Source organism: Streptomyces sp. NPDC005281, from assembly GCF_040607495.1.
Taxonomy (GTDB): Bacteria; Actinomycetota; Actinomycetes; order Streptomycetales; family Streptomycetaceae; genus Streptomyces.
This window is the reverse complement of sequence record NZ_JBEXGX010000019.1, coordinates 34,136-53,440: the sequence shown is the minus strand read 5'-3', so window position 1 is coordinate 53,440 and position 19,305 is coordinate 34,136. Positions and strand designations below refer to the sequence as shown.

The window sequence follows — 19,305 nt, the reverse complement described above, 5'->3', positions numbered from 1 at the left end:
GGCTTCCCACACCCTGACACCTTCCTGACAACTCCGGGGGACACTGCGGGTGGGGTCCGGCGCGGGCCGGGCGGATCACGCGACAACCCCGGGGTCAGCGCGCCAGGGAGGCCGCGTCCCCCATGACCACCACGGGGTGGAGTCCGGGGTCCAGTGCGCGCATCAGCTCCACCATGTCGTCCTCGCGCAGACCGACGCACCCGTGGGTGGGGCCTCCGTGGTCCACGTGCAGCCAGATGCCCCCGCCGCGGCCCGCGCCCATGGGCCGGGTCCAGTCCAGGGGTGTGGTGCCGGGTTTGCGGTTGTAGTTGACGGCGACCACGTAGTCGAAGGAGCCGGCCAGCGGCTCGCCCTCGAAGCCCGTTCCCGGTGAGGTGAAGGCGCCCGAGCGGTCGTACGGGAGCCGGGTGCCGGGGTCGGGCAGCAGCCCGCCGGCGTCCGTCAGGGTGAACACGCCTATGGGGGACCGCAGGTCACCGGCGCGATGGTGATGCGTCCAGCCCTTCAGGGCGTTGTGCGCGAGCCGGCTCGGGCCGGCCCGCCAGCCCGCCTCCGTGCGCTCGTACAGCACCACGGTGGACCGGGAGGAGTTCCTGCCCCTGCCGGTCACCAGGACGACCTGACGGGTCCGCGACGGGATCGCGGCCAGGGCGGCGGGGCCGAGCCCCGGCAGTCCCCCCGGTGCCGCCGAGCGCGAGGCGGCCGGTCCCGGCGCCGGGGTCGCCTCGCCGTGACGCGCCGGTGAGCCGCCGGCTCCGAGCTTCTCGGCCGTGCCGCCGCAGCCGACGAGGAGGAAGGAGACGGCGACGATCGCCGCCCTGAGACGGTGTGCTGAGTTGATCATGCCTCGACCCTGGCCGACACGTATGAGGAACTCGTCAGGTCATCCACGGTTCGCCGCGTACCCGGGATGCGGCGGATCACCGGTGCCGAACCGGATCACCCGCATTCCGCGCGACGTGTCACATCACGCGTGTTCCACTCGCTCCGGCGGGGCGAGTGCCTTCCGCGAGTTCACCCAGCCCAGCAGGGTCACCGAGACGACCGCCGCGCAGGCGCACCACGTCGAGACGAACGTCAGCTCCCACAGCGACCAGCAGACCAGCGCACCCGCCCCGGTCAGGACGCCGAGCAGCACGAGCCCGCGGTCGCCGGAGAGCAGCAGGGCGCCGACGGTGGCGAACAGGTAGCCCGCGATGACCAGTTCGGACCGGGGCAGATCGACGACGTAGCCCATGGTGTGACCGTGGATCTCGGCCCGTACGGGACGGGCGGCCAGGGCATGGGCGAGCGCGGCCGCCGTCACGACACCGGCCGCGAGCGGGAGCAGCAGCCGGCGCCGGGCGCGGTCCGGTGCCGCGCACAGCACGCCCGCGGGCACCCACACCGCCAGCAGCGGAAGGGCGATCACGGCCCAGGCCACGGTGACGGAACCCGCCCCGCCCCCGGTGTCCCAGACCCGGGCCTCGACGATCTGGTGGGCGCCGAGCAGCAACGGCAGCGCGGCCAGCGGGAGGTCCGTCCTGCGCCGGGCCCGGATCACGCAGGCGGCCCCGACCGCGGCGATCCCGGCACCGGCCGCCAGATCGGCCGTCGCACTCCAGCACATCGCGCTCCCTGAATCCGCCGTCGCGGCTTTCCGCCGGCCCGTCGGCCCACCGGCTCACCGACCTATCGACCCGTCGACTCATCGACCCGAGTCCACGCTACGACGCCTTCGCCGGGCGCCCTCTGAGGCCGGCCGTCAGGACGCCTCTCGGACACGATGCTTCCTGAATTTTCAACGAAGCTGTCCCATCAGTCCTGTTCGTCCCTGTGCCGCAGCCGCGAAGGGTGATTGGGTGGGGCCGGCCATGCCTTCCGACACGCAGGAGAGCTCCACAACCATGAGCACCCCGTACACCTTCGAATACAAGGTCGTCACGTTCCGCGAATCGCTGATCGGTGACGCGCTGGACAGCGACAAGCTGGAAAAGGTCCTGAACAAGCACGCCGAGGACGGGTGGGCGCTCAAGGCGATCACGGCCGCGGACGTCAAGGGTCGTATAGGCCCCGGCGCCGTGGAAGGTCTGCTGCTCACGCTGGAGCGTCCGCGCGGCTGACGGTCGCGTGGTGCGCGCGGCGCCGAAGCGGGAGATGCTGTTGGTGATGGGACAGCGGATCCGCAGGTGCTATTGACGCCGTCGGAGGCCTTCCGGCACGGAAGGCCTCTCACGGCTGATCTCACGTCCGGGAACCCCCACGAGGGACCCCGCGAGACCGCTGCCGGCCAATCGGGTCAGGACGGGCGGCGATGAAGAGCGACGGAACACTCCACACCGATGTCGTGACCAGCCAGTCGGTGTTCGGCGCGCCGTGCTGGGTCAGTCTCACCACCCGCGACCTGCGGGCCTCCCAGAAGTTCTACAGCGCGGTTCTGGGCTGGAGGTGGACCCCGGGCACCAGGCTGGGCGAGCAGTACCGTGTCGCCAGCGTCGCCGGGATTCCGGTGGCCGGGATCGCCCAGGTCGACTTCGTGGCGCATACGGCGGTCGCCTGGACCGCGTTCTTCGCCGTGGGCTCCGCCGACGAGACCGTCGCCCGCAGCCAGGAACGCGGCGGCACGACAGCGGTGGGCCCTATCTCGTTGCCGCCGGGCCGGGCCGCGCTGCTGGCCGACCGTGACGGCGCTGTCTTCGGCATCTGGGAGGGCGAGCTGGTGTCCGGCTGGGAGCGCTGGCGCAACGCGGCGCCCTCGTTCGTACGGCTGCACACCCGCGACGCCTTCGACGCCGCCATCTTCTACGGCGAGGTGCTGGGCTGGGCGTCCTCGGTCCCCGGCTGCTGCGAGGTCGACTACGAGGAGAACGAGGTCGTCCTGCGCAGCTTCGGCGACGTGGTGGCCCGGATCCACTCGGGCGCGCTGGGCGCCGCCCCCGACCCCGCGCTGCGGCCGCACTGGCAGATCCACTTCGCGGTCGACGACGTGGAGGCCTGCGTCCGCGCGGCGCGCGCCCACGGCGGTACCGCGCACCAGCAGGGCATCGGCTCGGTGGAAGCCCTCGTCATCGACCCCGACGGTGCTCGCTTCTCGGTGACCTCCCGGTCCGCCGGATGACGGCCCGCAGGCACGCCCGCGACCGCCCCGGGCCGAAGCCGTCCGGCCCACGGCGCGACGGATCACTCCGTTCGGGCTCCAATGGAGGATGACGGGACACCACCCGTACGACAGGCCGCCCCCGCACGACAGGCCGCCGCCCCGTGGCAGTGCGGCGACCCGATGGAGGTCCGCGATGCCCACTGCTCTCAAGCTCCTGCACGCGCTCTCCCCCGAACACCGCGATCGGCTGATGAGCGTGGCCCGCGAGGTGTCCTTCCCCGCGGACGGGCAGATCTTCGAGGCGGGTGGCACCGCCGACCGCTTCTGGGTGGTCCGCTCCGGAACGGTCTCCCTGTACCAGCGGGTGATCGCCGACAGACGGATCACCGTCGCCCAGCTCGGGCCCGGTGACCTGCTGGGCTGGTCGTGGCTGTTCCGGCCGCACACCTGGGACTTCGGCGCGGAGGCGTTCAGCCCGGTGCGCGCCTACGAGTTCGACGCCGGAGAGGTACGGGCCCTGTGCGACCAGGATCCGTCACTGGAGCTGTCGCTGACCCGGACGATCGGCGCCATCCTGGCCCACCGGCTCGAGACGACCCGTACGGCACTCATCGACCACTACGCGCGCCACGGCGGCAGCCGTTGAGGCCACCCGGCGAAGTGGCCGCCGAGGCCACACCGCGGGGCCTCGGTCCCGCCCACTGTCGGACCCGGCTGCGACAGTGATCCCTTATGAACGACATCCTCGGTTCCCCGGACACCCCGGACTCCTTCGCGCTGCTGCCCGGAGCGGTCCACTCGCCCGTGATCCTGCATGTGCCGCACTCCTCCCGGGAGATCCCCGCACCGGTCCGTGACGGCGTCCTCCTCGACGACACGGCGCTGGAGAGCGAGCTGGACCACATCACCGACGCGCACACTGCCGAACTGGCCGCGGCCGCCGCCGAGGCGGCCGGGCTGACGCCGTGGCGGTTCGTCAACCGGCTGTCCCGGCTGGTCGTCGATCCCGAGCGTTTCCCGGACGAGCGGGAGGAGATGCTCGCGGTCGGGATGGGCGCGGTCTACACGCGGACGACACACCGGGCGCCGCTGCGTCCCGCGGGCGCCGATCCACGGCCGCTGATCGACCGCTGGTTCCATCCGTACGCGCGGGCCATGACGGAGGCCGTGACCGGCCGGCTCGCCGCCACCGGGCGGGCGGTGATCATCGACGTCCACTCGTATCCGACGGCCCGGCTGCCCTACGAACTGCACGGTGACGGGCCCCGGCCGCCGGTGTGCCTGGGGACCGACTCCTTCCATACTCCGCCGGAACTGCTCGCGCTCGCGGAGAAGGCGTTCGCCGGGCTGGGCGGCGTGGGGATCGACAGCCCGTTCTCGGGTGCGTACGTCCCCTTGCGGTACTACGAGCGGGAGCCGGAGGTCACGGCACTGATGGTGGAGATCCGGCGGGACACGTACATGAAGGAGCCAGGAGGCCCCGTGGGCGCCGGATTCCCGCGTCTGGTCTCGGCCCTGACCGCACTCGTGGACGCGGTGGACGACTGGACCCGCAGCGTCGACAGGCCGGGTGGCTGATGCCGTGGCAGGCACTGGCCTTCGAGCGCCGGACATCCTAGGGTCGACGATAAGCAAGCGCTCAGCCATCGGCTCAGGGAGGGCAGGACCATGCCGGTCGTCGACGCCTGGATGCAGCACCCCACTCTCCGTCACTCCAACCACGAGATGTTCGAGTCCCTGCGCCGCTGGACCGGCATGAGGACACTGGAGGAGGAACTGCCGGTCCAGGTCACGGTGGCGGCGCTGGCGGCGGCCGACGTGGACACCGGTCTGGCCTCGGCCTGGTACGGACCCCAGGGCGCGCTGATCACCAACGACGAGGTCGCCGGTTTCGTGGCGCGGTCGGACGGCCGGCTGCGCGGTGTCGCGGGCGCCGATCTCACCCGCCCCGTCGCCGCGGTGCGCGAACTGCGCCGTGCCGTCGAGGAACTGGGCTTCGTGGCCCTGCGGATCATTCCGTGGCTGTGGCAACTGCCGCCCACCGACCGGCTCTACTACCCGCTGTACACCGCCTGCGCCGAACTCGGCGTCCCCTTCTGCACCCAGGTCGGGCACACCGGACCGCTGCGCCCCTCCGAGACCGGCCGGCCCATCCCGTACATCGACCAGGTCGCGCTCGACTTCCCCGAACTGACCATCGTCTGCGGTCACATCGGTTACCCCTGGACCACGGAGATGATCGCGGTCGCCGACAAACACGCGAACGTGTACATCGACACCAGCGCCTACACCACCCGCCGCTATCCCCCGGAACTGGTCGCGTATCTGCGCGGCCGGGGGCGGCACAAGGTCCTGTTCGGCTCCAACTACCCGATGATCGAGCCGAGTCGGGCCCTGGAGCACCTCGACGAGCTGGGCCTGGACGAGAAGACCACCGCGCTGTTCCTGTCGGGCAACGCCCGGCGCGTCTTCCGCCTGCCCGATCATTCGTAGATGCTGGGCCGGAAAAGCGTTCGACACCGATGTGAGGGCAGCCCGGCCATGGCTTTGCAATTCAGTGCCACCAACCCGGAGCATCCCGCGCTCCTGCTCGAACTGCCGTGGCAGCTGCCGCTCGAGGAGTGGCCCGAGCACGTTCTGGTGCCGCTTCCGCGCGGCATCTCCCGGCACGTGGTGCGTTACGCCCGCGCCGGGGACGAGGTGGTGGCCGTCAAGGAACTCGCCGAACGGCCCGCGGTGCGCGAGTACGAGCTGCTGCTCGGTCTGGACCGGCTCGGGATACCCGCGGTCGACCCGCTCGCCGTGGTCACCGGCCGCACGGACACGGCCGGGGAGCCACTGGAGTCGGTGCTGATCACCCGGCATCTGGGCGGCTCACTGCCGTACCGGTCGATGTTCGAGACGACCATGCGGCCGGCCACCATGCACCGGCTGATGGACGCGCTGGCCGTCCTGCTGGTGCGGCTGCACCTGGCCGGCTTCGCCTGGGGCGACTGCTCGCTGTCCAACACGCTGTTCCGCCGCGACGCGGGCGCGTACGCCGCCTACCTGGTCGACGCCGAGACCGGTGATCTGCATCCGCGGCTCAGCTCCGGCCAGCGGGAGTACGACCTCGATCTCGCCCGGGTGAACATCAGCGGCGAACTGCTCGACCTGGAGGCGGCCGGCGCCCTGCACCCCTCGGTGGACCCGATCGAGTTCGGCCGGGAGATCTGCGCCCGCTACCAGGGCCTGTGGGAGGAGCTGACCCGCACCTCCGTCTACCCGGCCGGCAAGTACCACTACATCGACCGCCGCGTACGACGGCTCAACGACCTCGGCTTCGACGTCGCCGAGATGCAGATAGCCAGTTCGTCCAACGGCGACACCGTCACCTTCGTGCCCAAGGTCGTCGACGCGGGCCACCACCAGCGTCAGCTGCTGCGGCTGACCGGCCTCGACACCGAGGAGAACCAGGCCCGCCGGCTCCTGAACGACCTGGAGAGCTGGATGGCCACCCAGGACGACTACGCGCCGGGCACCGGCACCCGGCCCGGCCGGGACGGCGGACATCCGCACTCCGCCCGGCCCGAGGTGCTCGCCCACCGCTGGGTGCGGGACGTGTTCCGGCCCGCGGTCCGCGCGGTGCCCCAGGACCTGCGCGGCTCCATGGACCCGGCCGAGCTCTACCACGAGCTTCTCGAACACCGCTGGTTCCTGTCCGAGCGCGCCCAGCACGACATCGGCCTGGACGCGGCCGTGAAGGACTACGTCACGAACATCCTCCCCACGGCCCGTACCCCGCTGCCGGCCCTCTCGGACGCGCCGGAACCGCCCGGCCGGTACCCGGTTCCCGAGCAAAGGTGACCGATCGTACATACGATTGGCCCTGTACCCGCCCTGCGGTGCCTCGCGGTGTCCGCTCGGCCGGAACGCAACTGACCTGCTCAGGGGGAGACGTATGACCCAGGCCGCCAGTCCGGCGCGGACCGTCATTCTGACCGTCGACGACGATCCGGGAGTCTCGCGAGCCGTCGCCCGTGACCTCAGGCGCCGCTACGGCGAGGGCCACCGGATCGTGCGCGCCGAGTCCGGGGACGCCGCGCTGGAAGCCCTGCGCGAGCTGAAACTGCGCGGTGACCAGGTGGCCGTGATCCTCGCCGACTACCGGATGCCCCAGATGAACGGCATCGAGTTCCTGGAACAGGCCCTCGACGTGTATCCGGGCGCGCGCCGGGTGCTGCTGACCGCGTACGCGGACACCAACGCGGCGATCGACGCGATCAACGTGATCGACCTCGACCACTACCTCCTCAAGCCCTGGGACCCGCCGGAGGAGAAGCTCTATCCGGTCGTGGACGACCTCCTGGACGCGTGGCGGGCCAGCGACTACCGGCCCGTGGGCGCCTGCAAGGTGGTCGGGCACCGGTGGTCGGCCCGCTCCTCGGGCGTCCGGGAGTTCCTGGCCCGCAACCAGGTGCCCTACCGGTGGTACTCGTCCGACAGCCCCGAGGGCCGGCGTCTGCTGAGCGCCGCGGGGCAGGACGGTGAACGGCTGCCGCTGGTGGTCACCCCGGACGGCACCCCGCTCGTCGAGCCCGAGGACCCCGAGATCGCGGCGCACGTGGGGCTCGCCACCACCCCGGCGTCCGAGTTCTACGATCTCGTCGTCATCGGCGGCGGTCCGGCCGGGCTCGGGGCCGCCGTGTACGGCGCGTCCGAGGGGCTGCGCACCGTGCTCGTGGAGCGGTCCGCGACCGGCGGGCAGGCGGGCCAGAGCTCACGCATCGAGAACTACCTCGGCTTCCCCGACGGCGTCTCCGGAGGGCAGCTCACCGACCGGGCTCGGCGGCAGGCGGCCAAGTTCGGCGCCGAGATCCTCACCGCGCGTGAGGTGACGGGGCTGGAGATCACCGGGGCCTCGCGTACCATCCGCTTCTCCGACGGCTCCGCGATCTCCGCCCACGCGGTGATCCTCGCGACCGGTGTGTCGTACCGGCAGCTGAAGGCGCCGGGCCTGGCCGAGCTGACCGGCTGCGGTGTCTTCTACGGCTCGGCGCTGACCGAGGCGGCCGCCTGCCAGGGACACGACGTGTACATCGTGGGCGGCGCGAACTCGGCCGGCCAGGCGGCGATGTATCTGGCCCGGGGCGCCAAGTCCGTCACCATCCTGGTGCGCGGCTCCTCGCTGTCCGCCTCGATGTCGCACTACCTGATCGAGCAGATCTCCGACGCGCCGAACATCTCGGTGCGCACCGGCACGGTCGTGGACTCCGCGCACGGCGACGGCCATCTGGAGCAGCTGACACTGCGCGACGTCGAGAGCGGCCACACCGAACTCGTGGACGCGCAGTGGATGTTCGTGTTCATCGGCGCGGCCCCGCTCACCGACTGGCTGGAGGGCACGGTCCTGCGGGACGGCCGCGGATTCATCGTGGCGGGCCCGGACATGACACCCGACGGGCAGCCGCCCCGCGGCTGGGAGCTGGACCGGCCTCCGTACCACCTGGAAACCAATGTGCCCGGCGTGTTCGTGGCCGGGGACGCGCGCGCCGAGTCGGCGAAGCGGGTCGCGTCCGCGGTCGGAGAGGGAGCCATGGCCGTCATGCTCGTCCACCGTTATCTGGAGCAGTCGTGACCGGGCGGCCGGTGCCGTGCGACGCGGCGGAACTCAGCACCCTGTTCCTGTTCGAGAAGCTCGACGCCGACCAGCTGGACCGGCTGTGCCGGGAGGGGCGGACGGAGCAGTTCGACCCGGGTCCCGTCTACACCGAGGGTGACCCGGCGACCTGCTTCTACGTGCTCCTGGAGGGCACGGTCGTGATGTCGCGCCGGGTCGGCGCGGACGACGTGGAGATCAGCCGCACCTCGAAACGCGGGGTGTACGCGGGGGCCATGCAGGCCTATCTCAGCGACCCGGGGGACGCGCAGTACAAGGGTTCCATGCGGGTCACCGAGCCGTCCCGGTTCTTCGTCCTGCCCGCGGCGACGTTCGCCGCCATCCTGCGGGACTGGTTCCCGATGGCCGTCCATCTGCTGGAGGGCATGTTCTTCGGCAGCCAGAACGCCCAGCGCACCGTCGGGCAGCGTGAGCGGCTGCTGGCACTCGGCTCGCTGTCGGCCGGGCTCACGCACGAGCTCAACAACCCGGCCGCGGCGGCCGTACGGGCCACCTCGGCGCTGCGTGACCGAGTGGCCCACATGCGGCAGAAGCTGGGGATGATCGCCTCGGGACCGTACGCGCGCGACGCTCTGGAGACGCTGGTCGAGATCCAGGAGCGGACCGCCGAACAGGTCGCCAAAGCCACCCCGCTGACCCCGCTGGAGGCCTCCGACCGGGAGGACGCGCTCGCCGACTGGCTCGACGACCACGACATCGCGGGCGGCTGGCAGCTCGCCCCGACGTTCGTGCAGGCGGGTCTCGACACCGACTGGCTGGACCAGGTCGCGGCGGCCGTGGACGGGCCGACTCTCGAAGGCGCGGTCCGGTGGCTCAACTACACGGTCGAGACCGAGCTGCTGATGAACGAGATCGAGGACTCCACCACCCGTATCTCGCATCTCGTGGACGCGGCCAAGCAGTACTCGCAGTTGGACCGCGCGCCCTACCAGGTCGCCGACGTGCACGATCTGCTCGACAGCACCCTCATGATGCTCGCCGGCAAGATGGGCTCCGGCATCAAGGTCGTCAAGGAGTACGACCGGGCGCTGCCCCGGATCCCCGCCTATCCGGGTGAGCTGAACCAGGTGTGGACGAACCTCATCGACAACGCCGCCTCCGCGATGGCCGGCGAGGGGACGCTGACGGTGCACACCGCTCCCGACGGCGACCATGTGCTCGTCGAGTTCCGTGACACGGGCCCCGGAGTGCCCGAGGAGATCCGCGACCGGATCTTCGACCCGTTCTTCACCACCAAGCCGGTGGGCGAGGGGACCGGACTCGGCCTGGACATCTCCTGGCGGATCGTCGTCAACAAGCACCACGGCAGTCTGCTGGTGCAGTCCGTGCCCGGCGACACGCGCTTCCAGGTGCGTCTTCCCCTGACCGCCGCGGAATCCTCCGAGGAGCCGTCATGAGCACACCGAACGGAATCGACCCGTCCGTACCGCCGAGCGGCACCGGCTGCACGGAGTGCGACGCCGCCGGCGGATGGTGGCTGCATCTGCGGCGCTGTGCCCAGTGCGGGCACATCGGCTGCTGCGACGGCTCCCCGGCCAAACACGCCACCGCGCACGCGCGAAGTACCGGGCACCCGGTCATCCAGAGCTTCGAGCCGGGCGAGGACTGGTTCTGGGACTACGACACCTCGGAGCTCTACGAGGCGGGTCCCGACCTCGCTCCCCCGGTGAGCCGTCCGCTCGACCAGCCCGTACCCGGCCCCGCCGGGCGTGTTCCGGACAACTGGGCCGAGCTGCTGAGCTGAGGCCCGGGCGCCGGCCCCCGACCTGGGGTTCACAGCACCTTGTTGCCGTACATCTCGCCGAGCGGATCGGCGAGCAGTTCGATCCGGGCGCCGTCGGGGTCACGGAAGTAGATCGAGGTGCCGCTCTCCTCCATGTACTCGACCCCGGCGGCGTCGAGCCGCTCGCGCAGTTCGCGCCAGGTGCCGGGTTCGACCGAGATGGCGAGGTGGTGCAGTCCGCCGAGGACCTCCGCGTAGGGGCCGAGGTCGAGGCCGGGGAAGTCGAAGAAGGCGAGCAGATTGCCGTTGCCGAGATCGAAGAAGAAGTGGGTCGAGCCCTTGTAGTCCCGGTTCTCGATCATCTCGGTGAGCGGGAAGCCCAGGACGCCCTGGTAGAACCGTACGGTCCGCTCCACGTCCGCGGAGAGCAGCGCGACGTGGTGCACGCCCCGGGCCGTGCCGGGCGGCCTCTCCGGTTTCAGATGGGCTTCCCTGATCCGCTCACGCTCCGCCTCGATCGCCGACAGGTCCATCGCACTCATCGAAAGCTCCTCACCCAGGGAACCGGCACCGCACTCCGTACTGAATACAACCACTCTCACGCCGTCCGGGGACCGGCGTACGCCCGGGTCGGACCGCCGGGATGCGCGGCGCGGCGCGAAGGACGATCCTGGATGTATGTCCGGACGGGCTCCTTTGGTTGTGCATCCGGCCCTGGATACCAGCGGCCGTGAGGTGACCGCGCGGGGTGAGAACCTCGGCGTGGCGTTTTCTGACGAGGATCTGCTGGAGTTTCTCGGCCGGGCGGGACTGCCCGACGCGGAGGATCTGCTGGACGATCCGGCCTGGGTGAAGTGGCGCGGAGGCCAGGCGCACTTCTACGGAACCGGGTGACGGACCGGGCTCTTTCCGGGATGCGGCCCGCTCCCCTGCCCGACGGGCGGTGAGGTCGACGCCCTGGTCCTGTCCACCCTCTGGTCCGCGCCCCGGGTCTACTCCCCGGTCGGCGGTGCCAGGACCGCGAGGGTGCCGTTGGCCTGGCGTAGCGCGAGTTCCAGAGGGAGTACGGGATGCAGCGCGCCCGTCCCGTCCGGCGGCACGATCCACTCCAGCGGTCCCGCGGAACGGTACGGCGGCGGGACGGCGATCCACGAGCCCCTGCCGAGGTGGCGGAGCCCCGAGCCCTCCCACCGGCTCGTGGGGTCGGGCGGCATGAAGAAGCCCACACGCTCGGACGCGCAGTCGACCAGCGTCGGCCCCGGCACCTGGAGCGGGTGGGACCACAGGATGTCGAGTGCGAGCAGCCCGAGTTGCTCGGGCACGCTCAGCACGTCCCAGTAGCGCCCGGCCTCCAGGAGCACACCACCGCTCCCCTGGTCCCACTGGCGTTTGCACGCTCTCGGATTCGTGGCGGCCGCAGCCAGCCACTCCACGCTCCGCGTCCACATCAGGTTCGTCATGCATCACCCCGGAGATGGTTCCCTCGCCCGGCAGCCGCACGGGCGGCGCGGGTCGGAGACCCGCTGCCGCCGCTCAGGACCTCGGCATATGCATGGTGGTGGATATCTCTACGTGGCGGAAGGGGTGGCGAGGTGTGGCGTTTTCCGAGGACCGGTTGACGGCGACTGCGACGGTGCCCGGAGGGAGTGCAGGGAACGGGCGCCGAGCGGGGTCGTGTGCCAGCGGGCCGTGAAGGTGCGGCCGGGAAGGGCGCACTCCACGGTCAGCCGGTGCGGGGTCTCCAGGAAGAGCACGTCGACGCGCAGGGTGTCCGGGGTGGTCCAGCCCCCGCTCACCGCCGTCGGTACCGGGCCCGGCTCGACGTTCCATTCCGGTCCTTCGATCCGCAGTTCGAGCCGCTGCTCGCCCTCGACCAGGGTGACTCGGATGCCCTTGTCTCCCCCGGCGTCTCCCTCGGTGCCTTCCCAGGCGTCTCCCCCGGCGTCTCCCCCGGCGACGAGCACGCCCGTCAGCGTCCGCTGGGCCGCGCAGACGCCTCCGGCGGGCACGAACTCCGCCTGCGACCAGGCGTCTCGGGGCTCCGACGGCTCGGCAGCGGCCTCGACCGGCGGGATGGTGAGCCGGGCGAGCCGCCCGCGCAGCGCCTCGTCGCGCCCGCTCGCGGCCGGCGGCGGTGCCGCCCCGAACGCGGGCAGCAAATGGCGCCACATCAGCTCCAGCAGTTCCTGCATCCGGTCGGTCGCCGCGGTCGTCGCGATCACGGCGTCGTGTTCGGGCAGTACGACGCAGAACTGCCCGAACGCCCCGTCGCCGCGGTATCCGTGCCGGCCCCGCCAGAACTGGAGTCCGTAGCCCTGCTGCCAGTCCGACCGTGCGCCCTCGGGGGTGCCGTCCGCGTTCGCGACGTGTGCCCGGGTCGCCTCCGCGATCCAGGAGGCCGGCAGGAGCCGCCGCCCCTCCCAGACGCCTTCGTCCAGATACAGCTGGCCGAGCCGGGCGACGGCGTCGGTGGCGGCGTGCAGCCCGCTGAAGCCGATCTCGCGGCCGGCCCGGTTGCGCGTCCAGGCGGTCTCCCCGATGCCCAGCGGCTCGAACAGGCGGGGCCGCAGATAGTCCGTCAGGGAAAGACCGGTCACGCGCTGGAGGATCGAGGCGAGGGTGTAGGTGGCGGACTGGTTGTAGGCGAAGACAGTTCCGGGGTCGCGGTCCGGCGGGATCAGCAGGAAGCCGCGTACCGTCTCCGACCGGTCCAGCCGGAACGCGTCGGCCCAGGTCTCGGTGAGATGGCCGCTGGCCATGGCCGCGACGTGCCGGACGAGCATCGCGCGGCTGCGCGGATCGGTGATGTCGGCCTCGAACTCGGGGAAGTACGAGATCACCGGGCGGTCGAGGTCCAACAGGCCTTCGGCCACGGCGAAGCCGGCGGCCGTGGAGGTGAAGCTCTTGCTGAGCGAGTAGAGCAGCTGGAGCCGTTCGGGCGTGTACGGCGCCCACCAGCCTGACGCGACGAGGTGCCCGTGGCGCAGGATCATCAGGCTGTGCGGTTCGATGTCCGGGTTCGCCTCGACGGCGTCGAGGAAAGCGGTGATGCCCGAGGCGTCGACCCCCTGCTCGGCGGGCGGGCTGACAGGCAGCGGTCGGGCACTCATACGGACGTCCTCCGGGTGGCTCGGGCGGTGGGTGGCGGCTGGACGGGGCGGGCGGAGAGCATTGTGTGCATCTGACATCTTTCCCGGGCGGCTCCCCGGTGTCCATGTTCCCGCCGCACGGACACCTCCGGCTGCCGGTCTCATTTCAACTCCCGCCACCAAGAAGGGAGTTGGCGAACACGTCGGATCCCCGACCGTCGGCAGGGCAAGGAGTCGGGGCGGTGAACAGACCGGAAACACAGGCCTGAACTGTTCGTACGGGTGCGCGACGACGCCGCGACCGGGCAAAAAACACACATCTCCAACCGTCTCCCGTTGAACACTCTTCGTCACGTCCCGCGTACTTCTGGGAAAGGCGAGTGTCCGGTACACGACGAGGGATGACGATGGCCAAGGCGCAAGACTCCACGGGCGAGTTGATCGCCGGGAGATACCGGCTGCTCGACGTCCTTCTGCGCGAGGAGGGCCGGGTCCTGTGGCACGGCGAGGACATCGCCTTCGGACGTCCCGTCGTCCTGACCCGTTCAGGGGCCGCCGGGGACCCGGGCGAGGAGACACCGGGGCCCGCCGCGGACCGGATCCTGGGCACGGCCAAGATCCTCGGTCCGGCCTGCCACGGAGGAGTGGCCGCGGTCCTCGAAGTGGCGGAGGAGCCCGGCTTCGTGTGGACCGTCACGGAACGGCCCCCGGGCACCCCGCTGACCGAACTGCTCGTCGGCGGCCGCGTCGACCATGTGCGGGCGGCCGTCATCGGGCTCGGCGTCCTCGACGTCCTCACCGCCGCGCATCACGAGGGAGTCGCGCACGGCGAACTCGGCCCGAGCCAGGTGTGGGCCGACGAGCACGGCACGGTCACCGTGACCGGCTTCGGCCTGACACCCTCCGCCGCCGCGCCCCGGACGACCGCGCCCTCGTACGCCTCACCCGAACAGGCCCGGGGCGAGAGCGGCGCACCACCGGCGGACCTCTGGGCGCTGGGCGCGATGATGTACGAGCTCGTCGAGGGGCGGCCGGTGGTACGGGACCGGGGCGATCCGCAGGCCACGCTCCGGGCGGTGGACCGGCTTCCGGTCAGGGCGCCGCGGCACGCGGGCCCGCTCGCGCCCGCCATTCTGGGCCTGCTGCGCTGGGATCCCGTGGAGCGGGTGCCCGAAGCCGTCGTGCGCGAGGCGCTGACGCGGATCCTCCGGCAGAACTTCGAGGAGGTCACACCTCCGGAGCCGCTGCCCGACCTCCTCGACCCCGTCGGGGACCGCGGCGGGGATGCGGAGGGCGAGGGCCCGCGGCGCCCCGGGCGCACCCGGGGAGGCCGCCTTCCGGCCGGCCGGCCGGTTCTGCTGGCCGCGGCCCTCACCGTCACGGTCGTCGCCGTAGGGGTGTTCGCCCTGATGGGCGGGCTGCCGGGCACGGACGACACCTCCGCCTCCGGTCCGGCCCCGTCACGGGCCGCCGCCGACGCGTCGGCCTCGGTCCCCGGCGCCGCCGGCACGCCCACCGCCACGCCCACCGCCACGCCCAGCGGCCGCACGCCCACGGCGTCCTCGAAGCCGTCTCCCTCCCCCTCGCCCACCGCCGGCGCGACGCTGCCGTCCGGCTTCTCCCTCTACCGGGCACCCCAGGGCTTCACCGTCGCCCTGCCGGTGGGCTGGAAGCCCGTGGAGACACAGTCCTCCGACGACCTCGCCTACCGGGTGACCTTCGGGGCGAGCGGCGATCCGCGCACCCTGGCCGTCACCTACAGCACCCAGCTGGGGCCGGACCCGGTCGCCGTCTGGAGTGCCCTGGAGCCGTCCCTGCGCGCCGCGACCACCGGCTACGAACGCGTGGGCGCCATCCAGCCGGTGACGTATCACGGCATGAAGGGCGCCGACATGGAGTGGTACTCCGTGTCCGGGGGCGTACGGGTGCGCACCCTCGGCCGCGGTTTCCTCATCGGCGACCACCGGGGCTTCTCGCTGCGCTGGACCACCCCGGCGGACGACTGGGACAGCGCCGCCGACCGGCAGGCGCTGAGGGTCGTCCTCGACTCCTTCCGCACGGGCGTGAAGTGATCGGCCGTCACCGAGATCTCACGTCAGTGTCCTTCCGGGATGCGAAGGCCGGGCCTTCGCTGCGCCAGCCACGCCGCGACCTCGTCGGCGATGGGCTGTCCGGTCTCCAGCTCGATGAAGCCGAACTGGCCTCCCTGGTTGCACTCCAGGAACCACCAGATGCCGTCCGCGTCCTCGGCGAAGTCGAAGGCCGCGTAAGCGAGTCCGGTGAAGGCTAGGTAGTCGTGGACCGAACGGGCGATGCGATGGGGCACCGGTACGGGTTCCCAGCCGTTCTCCGTCTCGCCGAACCGGCCGTCGACCTGACCGGGCTCGGCGGCCTTGCGGGCGGCGAACATCCGGGTGCCGATCCCGGTGAGCCGGATGTCGGCGCGCTTGGGAATGTAGCGCTGGAGCAGCGCGGGACCGGCCGCCACTCCGGAGAAGTCCGTGCCGGGTCCGACCAGTGTGGTGGGCAGGGCCGCCGGAGGCTGGCCCGGCGGCGGCCCCGAGGCCGATTTCACCACCACGTCCCCGTGTTCCTGGACGAACTGCTGAGCCACCCGGGGAGCGGTCGTGATGACGGTGGGCGGCACGGCGAATCTGCTGCTGTGGGCCACCCGGAGCTGCCAGGGCTTGTGCCGGGCCTGTTCGGCACGGCGCGGGTGGTTCATCCAGCGGGTGGAGGCCGAGTAGAGCATGCCGAACAGGGCCTGTCTGGTCTCGGCGGTGAGCCAGGCGGAGGGCTCGGCGGCATGGGCCGCCGGCTCGCCCGGCCTGCGCACCCACACGGAGCGCAGGCCCCCCATGCTGAGCACATGGCCGTTGACCGACAGATAGCCGTCGAAGTCACCGTGGGCGTAGTCGGCTGACAGCACCGCCTTGCCGGGCAGGTCGGCGGGATCGAGACGCACCATGGGCACGCCCCGCTCATGCAGTCTGGCCACCACCATGTCGGCGGTGACGTCCTGTTCGGCCGTGAGTATGAGAACCGTCATGCGCGCGGCATCCGTCAGTCGTCGAAGTGCGTCTGGGAACCGGCGGTCGACGTCGTGGTGCCGGTCGCCATCAGCAACGCGCGGTCGCTGACGGCGGGTCTGCCGTCCGGCAGCACGTTCAGTTGCAGGGACACATCGAAGTGGTACGGGGGTATTGCGGCCGACTGCCCTGAGGGCCGGGCGTAGTTGAGAGTGAACGGTCGCACGAAAGATCCTCCCGCGGTCGCGCGATGGCCAATACACACCCGTACGTGACACGGCCGTAAGGAATTCATCACTTTCTGCCACATCGGGGTGAAGGTCATCACATCGCGTCGTTTCTGGCTTGCACATTTCGGATTTACTGGGCTGTCCGCTTGGTCGCGGTCTACGCGTATCTCCTTGATTCCACGCAGACCTTAGGCCATAGGTTCATCCTCTGTGACATCAACGCCCCACCATCCCAGGAGAGTTCCCGGTGACCGCAGCCATCACCTCGCCCGAAGAATCCGCCGCACGGACCGAGGCGCCGGACCCCGTCGAGCGCGACGCGCGTGACTTCGGCGCCTACGCGCGCAACGGCGGCTGGGCCTTCGCGCTGAAGGTGGCACGCAGTGTCCGTCCCGGCGGACAGTCCGCCGACGAGACGCGGAAGGTGTCCGCGAAGGAGTTCGCGGAACTGGCCGGATGCTCGCCCGAGCGGGTCATGCGCTACTACAAGGCCTGGGACAGGGCCGCGGACGACGGCCTGGTCCCCCACTTCGAGACCCTCGCCCCCGGCGCCGACGTCGAACTGCCGGACGGGGACGCCTGGTCGGCCTACTACGCCTCACGTTCCAGTGCCGCGTCCGAGCGCGGCACCGCCATCTCGGAGGCCGCCGAGGCCGAGGGCATCCGGCCCACCAAGGCCCTGGAGGTGGCCGAGAACCCGACCGCGCTGCGGGCCGCGATCCTCGCCGACCCCTCCACGGCGAAGGCGGCGCGGGCGGCCCTGCTGGACCGTGTGAAGGAAGACCCGGCGCTCCAGACCGAGTTGGCCCGCGACATCTCCCGGACGGACGAACTGAAGAAGGCGGTCGCCACCGAGAACAGGGCCGCCGACCGCATCGGCTACGTACGCCAGATCGCGGAGAAGGGCCAGATCAGGACACCGGCCGGACAGACCCTGGACGCTCCGGCGGAGCTGCGCTCCGAGGCCGAGCGGCATCTGTCGCTCCTCGACGAGCTCGACGAGGGCGAGGACGCGGGCGAGTGGGCCACGGAGGCGTACGACACGATGCGGAACCTCGTCGTCGAGACGGTGGAGGCCGACCCCGAACTGCGTGTCCAGGAGCGCCGGACGAAGTTCTACAGCAGTCTCCAGAAGGCCACGAAGGTGTTCGATGAGCTGACCTTCGACGACGCCGACGACATCTACGAGGACGACATGGTGCAGCGCCTGGAGGAGCTCCAGCAGGCGATCGGCACCGCCATCGCGGCGCTGCGCGGGGCGGCCGGCCGGGAGTGAGCCGGCCCGCCCTGTCACGCTCGCCGTACGTCAGCCGGCTTCGCTCCGGTAGTGGTTCATCAGGTCGACCAGGGTCTGCGGAGTGTCGGGGCCGAAGCAGAGGGCGAGGTTCGCGGCGGACTCGGTGGCCGAGTTCCCGGAGCGCGGGAAGAGTGCCTCCTCGTACACGGTGAGGGCCTTCTCGGTGTCGCCGGGGTGGGCGACGAGGGCGGCGGCGAGTTCGGCGCCGTCGAGCATCGCCAGGTTGGCGCCCTCACCGGCGAAGGGGGACATCAGGTGGGCGGCGTCGCCGAGCACGGTGACGCCGGGGACGCGCTCCCAGCGCAGGCCGGGAGGCAGGGCGTGGATCGGCCGGGTGACGAGTTCGCCGTCGGCCTCCGCGATGAGGGAGCGCAGGCTCTCGTCCCAGCCGTCGAAGTGCTCCAGCAGGCTCCGCCTGGCCGCCTCCGCGTCGGTGAAGTCCACGGCGCCGGAGAGCGCCCAGTCGGCGGGCGTGCGCAGGGCCGCGTAGACGTGCAGGGAGCCGTCCGGGTCACGGTGGCCGAGCAGGCCCTTCTCCTCGCCGAGCGCGAACAGGATCCCGTCTCCGACGACCTCCGCGCCCTTCGGGTGACGGGTGTCGGCGTCGAGCAGGTGCATCTCGACGAAGGAGAGTCCGGAGTAGAGCGGGGTGGCGTCCGTGAGCAGCGGCCGTACCTTCGACCAGGCGCCGTCGGCACCGATCAGCAGGTCGGCAGTGAACGTACTTCCGTCGGCGAGGGTCACCTCGTGCCGGCCGTCCCCGGTCGGCCGGGCGGCGGTCACCTTGGCGCCCCAGCGGACGGTGCCCTCGGGCAGCGAGCGGAGCAGCAGATCACGCAGGGCACCGCGGGAGATCTCGGGGCGCGACTCGTTCTCGTCGGCGTCCTCCATCCGGACGTTGGCGTGCTTGTCCAGGATGCGCATGGCCTCGCCGCCCACGTGGACGAGCTCGCGGAACCCGTCGTGGAGACCGGCGGCGCGGAGCGCGGCCTGGCCCCCGTCCTCGTGCATGTCGAGCATGCCGCCCTGAGGGCGGGCGGTCGCGGAGGCGTCCAGGTCGTACACGGCGGCCTCGATGCCGTTCAGGCACAGGACGCGGGCGAGCGTGAGGCCGCCGAGACCGGCGCCGATCACTGCGATGGGGTGGTGGGTGTTCGTCATGGCGGATCTCCTCGGTACGGGGGTGACCGTCGGCTCCC

Annotated in this window: 20 protein-coding genes; 12 read left to right on the top strand and 8 right to left on the bottom strand. The window is 71.4% G+C overall.

The genetic code is table 11. The annotated features are described in order from the left end of the window. Nucleotides 1-94: 94 nt before the first annotated feature. Both ABZV42_RS25600 and ABZV42_RS25595 read right to left on the bottom strand, forming a co-directional pair. Nucleotides 95-844 (bottom strand): L,D-transpeptidase family protein, encoded by a 750-nt coding sequence (locus ABZV42_RS25600; protein WP_356053712.1) that lies wholly within the window; start codon nt 842-844, stop codon nt 95-97. A gap of 123 nt (nt 845-967) precedes the next feature. Continuing rightward, the gene (locus ABZV42_RS25595) at nt 968-1,609 is read right to left on the bottom strand and encodes a DUF6629 family protein (RefSeq protein ID WP_355988973.1); all 642 of its coding nucleotides are present in this window, start codon (nt 1,607-1,609) and stop codon (nt 968-970) included. Between the two features lie 277 nt (nt 1,610-1,886). Between ABZV42_RS25595 and ABZV42_RS25590 the strand changes: the two genes are divergently transcribed. From ABZV42_RS25590 to ABZV42_RS25550, 9 genes are all read left to right on the top strand, one after another. Next, nucleotides 1,887-2,102 (top strand): DUF4177 domain-containing protein, encoded by a 216-nt coding sequence (locus tag ABZV42_RS25590; RefSeq protein WP_261706275.1) that lies wholly within the window; start codon nt 1,887-1,889, stop codon nt 2,100-2,102. Between the two features lie 191 nt (nt 2,103-2,293). Beyond that, nucleotides 2,294-3,097 carry a VOC family protein gene (locus ABZV42_RS25585; RefSeq protein WP_355988977.1) on the top strand — a complete coding sequence of 268 codons (804 nt, stop codon included), beginning with the start codon at nt 2,294-2,296 and terminating at the stop codon, nt 3,095-3,097. A 175-nt stretch (nt 3,098-3,272) separates the two neighbouring features. After that, nucleotides 3,273-3,725: a cyclic nucleotide-binding domain-containing protein gene (locus ABZV42_RS25580; protein WP_355988980.1), complete on the top strand. Its 453-nt coding sequence runs from the start codon at nt 3,273-3,275 to the stop codon at nt 3,723-3,725. Between the two features lie 86 nt (nt 3,726-3,811). After that, a complete protein-coding gene (locus tag ABZV42_RS25575; RefSeq protein ID WP_355988983.1) occupies nt 3,812-4,657 on the top strand; it encodes an N-formylglutamate amidohydrolase in 846 nt (281 codons plus the stop codon). A gap of 90 nt (nt 4,658-4,747) precedes the next feature. Continuing rightward, nucleotides 4,748-5,572 (top strand): amidohydrolase family protein, encoded by an 825-nt coding sequence (locus ABZV42_RS25570; protein WP_356053710.1) that lies wholly within the window; start codon nt 4,748-4,750, stop codon nt 5,570-5,572. 48 nt (nt 5,573-5,620) lie between these two features. Next, nucleotides 5,621-6,925, top strand: a complete 1,305-nt coding sequence (locus tag ABZV42_RS25565; protein ID WP_356053708.1) for a DUF4032 domain-containing protein — start codon at nt 5,621-5,623, stop codon at nt 6,923-6,925. A gap of 94 nt (nt 6,926-7,019) precedes the next feature. Then, entirely contained in the window at nt 7,020-8,696 is a 1,677-nt protein-coding gene (locus ABZV42_RS25560) for an FAD-dependent oxidoreductase (protein WP_355988992.1), read from the top strand. Beyond that, nucleotides 8,693-10,135 carry an ATP-binding protein gene (locus ABZV42_RS25555; protein WP_355988995.1) on the top strand — a complete coding sequence of 481 codons (1,443 nt, stop codon included), beginning with the start codon at nt 8,693-8,695 and terminating at the stop codon, nt 10,133-10,135. The genes ABZV42_RS25560 and ABZV42_RS25555 overlap by 4 nt, the downstream gene beginning before the upstream one ends. Continuing rightward, complete coding sequence (locus ABZV42_RS25550; protein WP_355988997.1) at nt 10,132-10,482, top strand: UBP-type zinc finger domain-containing protein; 351 nt, start codon at nt 10,132-10,134, stop codon at nt 10,480-10,482. The genes ABZV42_RS25555 and ABZV42_RS25550 overlap by 4 nt, the downstream gene beginning before the upstream one ends. Nucleotides 10,483-10,511: 29 nt before the next feature. Here ABZV42_RS25550 and ABZV42_RS25545 read toward each other — a convergent pair whose 3' ends face one another. Then, complete coding sequence (locus ABZV42_RS25545; protein ID WP_355989000.1) at nt 10,512-11,003, bottom strand: VOC family protein; 492 nt, start codon at nt 11,001-11,003, stop codon at nt 10,512-10,514. A 136-nt stretch (nt 11,004-11,139) separates the two neighbouring features. On the opposite strand from ABZV42_RS25545, the gene ABZV42_RS25540 reads away from it, so the two are divergent. Then, nucleotides 11,140-11,355, top strand: coding sequence for a hypothetical protein (locus ABZV42_RS25540; protein ID WP_037617573.1), 216 nt, complete (start codon nt 11,140-11,142; stop codon nt 11,353-11,355). Between the two features lie 98 nt (nt 11,356-11,453). Here ABZV42_RS25540 and ABZV42_RS25535 read toward each other — a convergent pair whose 3' ends face one another. Further along, nucleotides 11,454-11,921 (bottom strand): hypothetical protein, encoded by a 468-nt coding sequence (locus ABZV42_RS25535; protein ID WP_355989003.1) that lies wholly within the window; start codon nt 11,919-11,921, stop codon nt 11,454-11,456. Between the two features lie 108 nt (nt 11,922-12,029). Next, a complete protein-coding gene (locus tag ABZV42_RS25530) occupies nt 12,030-13,571 on the bottom strand; it encodes a serine hydrolase domain-containing protein (RefSeq protein WP_355989006.1) in 1,542 nt (513 codons plus the stop codon). A 386-nt stretch (nt 13,572-13,957) separates the two neighbouring features. On the opposite strand from ABZV42_RS25530, the gene ABZV42_RS25525 reads away from it, so the two are divergent. Then, nucleotides 13,958-15,622: a serine/threonine protein kinase gene (locus ABZV42_RS25525; RefSeq protein WP_356053706.1), complete on the top strand. Its 1,665-nt coding sequence runs from the start codon at nt 13,958-13,960 to the stop codon at nt 15,620-15,622. 23 nt (nt 15,623-15,645) lie between these two features. Here ABZV42_RS25525 and tgmB read toward each other — a convergent pair whose 3' ends face one another. Together tgmB and tgmA are read right to left on the bottom strand one after the other, a co-directional pair. Beyond that, nucleotides 15,646-16,599 carry an ATP-grasp ribosomal peptide maturase gene (tgmB, locus tag ABZV42_RS25520; RefSeq protein WP_355989012.1) on the bottom strand — a complete coding sequence of 318 codons (954 nt, stop codon included), beginning with the start codon at nt 16,597-16,599 and terminating at the stop codon, nt 15,646-15,648. A 14-nt stretch (nt 16,600-16,613) separates the two neighbouring features. Next, the gene (gene tgmA, locus ABZV42_RS25515; protein ID WP_037617579.1) at nt 16,614-16,805 is read right to left on the bottom strand and encodes a putative ATP-grasp-modified RiPP; all 192 of its coding nucleotides are present in this window, start codon (nt 16,803-16,805) and stop codon (nt 16,614-16,616) included. A gap of 251 nt (nt 16,806-17,056) precedes the next feature. On the opposite strand from tgmA, the gene ABZV42_RS25510 reads away from it, so the two are divergent. Next, the gene (locus ABZV42_RS25510; protein WP_355989016.1) at nt 17,057-18,085 is read left to right on the top strand and encodes a hypothetical protein; all 1,029 of its coding nucleotides are present in this window, start codon (nt 17,057-17,059) and stop codon (nt 18,083-18,085) included. Nucleotides 18,086-18,115: 30 nt separating this feature from the next. On the opposite strand, the gene ABZV42_RS25505 is transcribed toward ABZV42_RS25510, so the two are convergent. Beyond that, nucleotides 18,116-19,267 carry an NAD(P)/FAD-dependent oxidoreductase gene (locus ABZV42_RS25505; protein WP_356053704.1) on the bottom strand — a complete coding sequence of 384 codons (1,152 nt, stop codon included), beginning with the start codon at nt 19,265-19,267 and terminating at the stop codon, nt 18,116-18,118. Between the last annotated feature and the right edge of the window lie 38 nt (nt 19,268-19,305).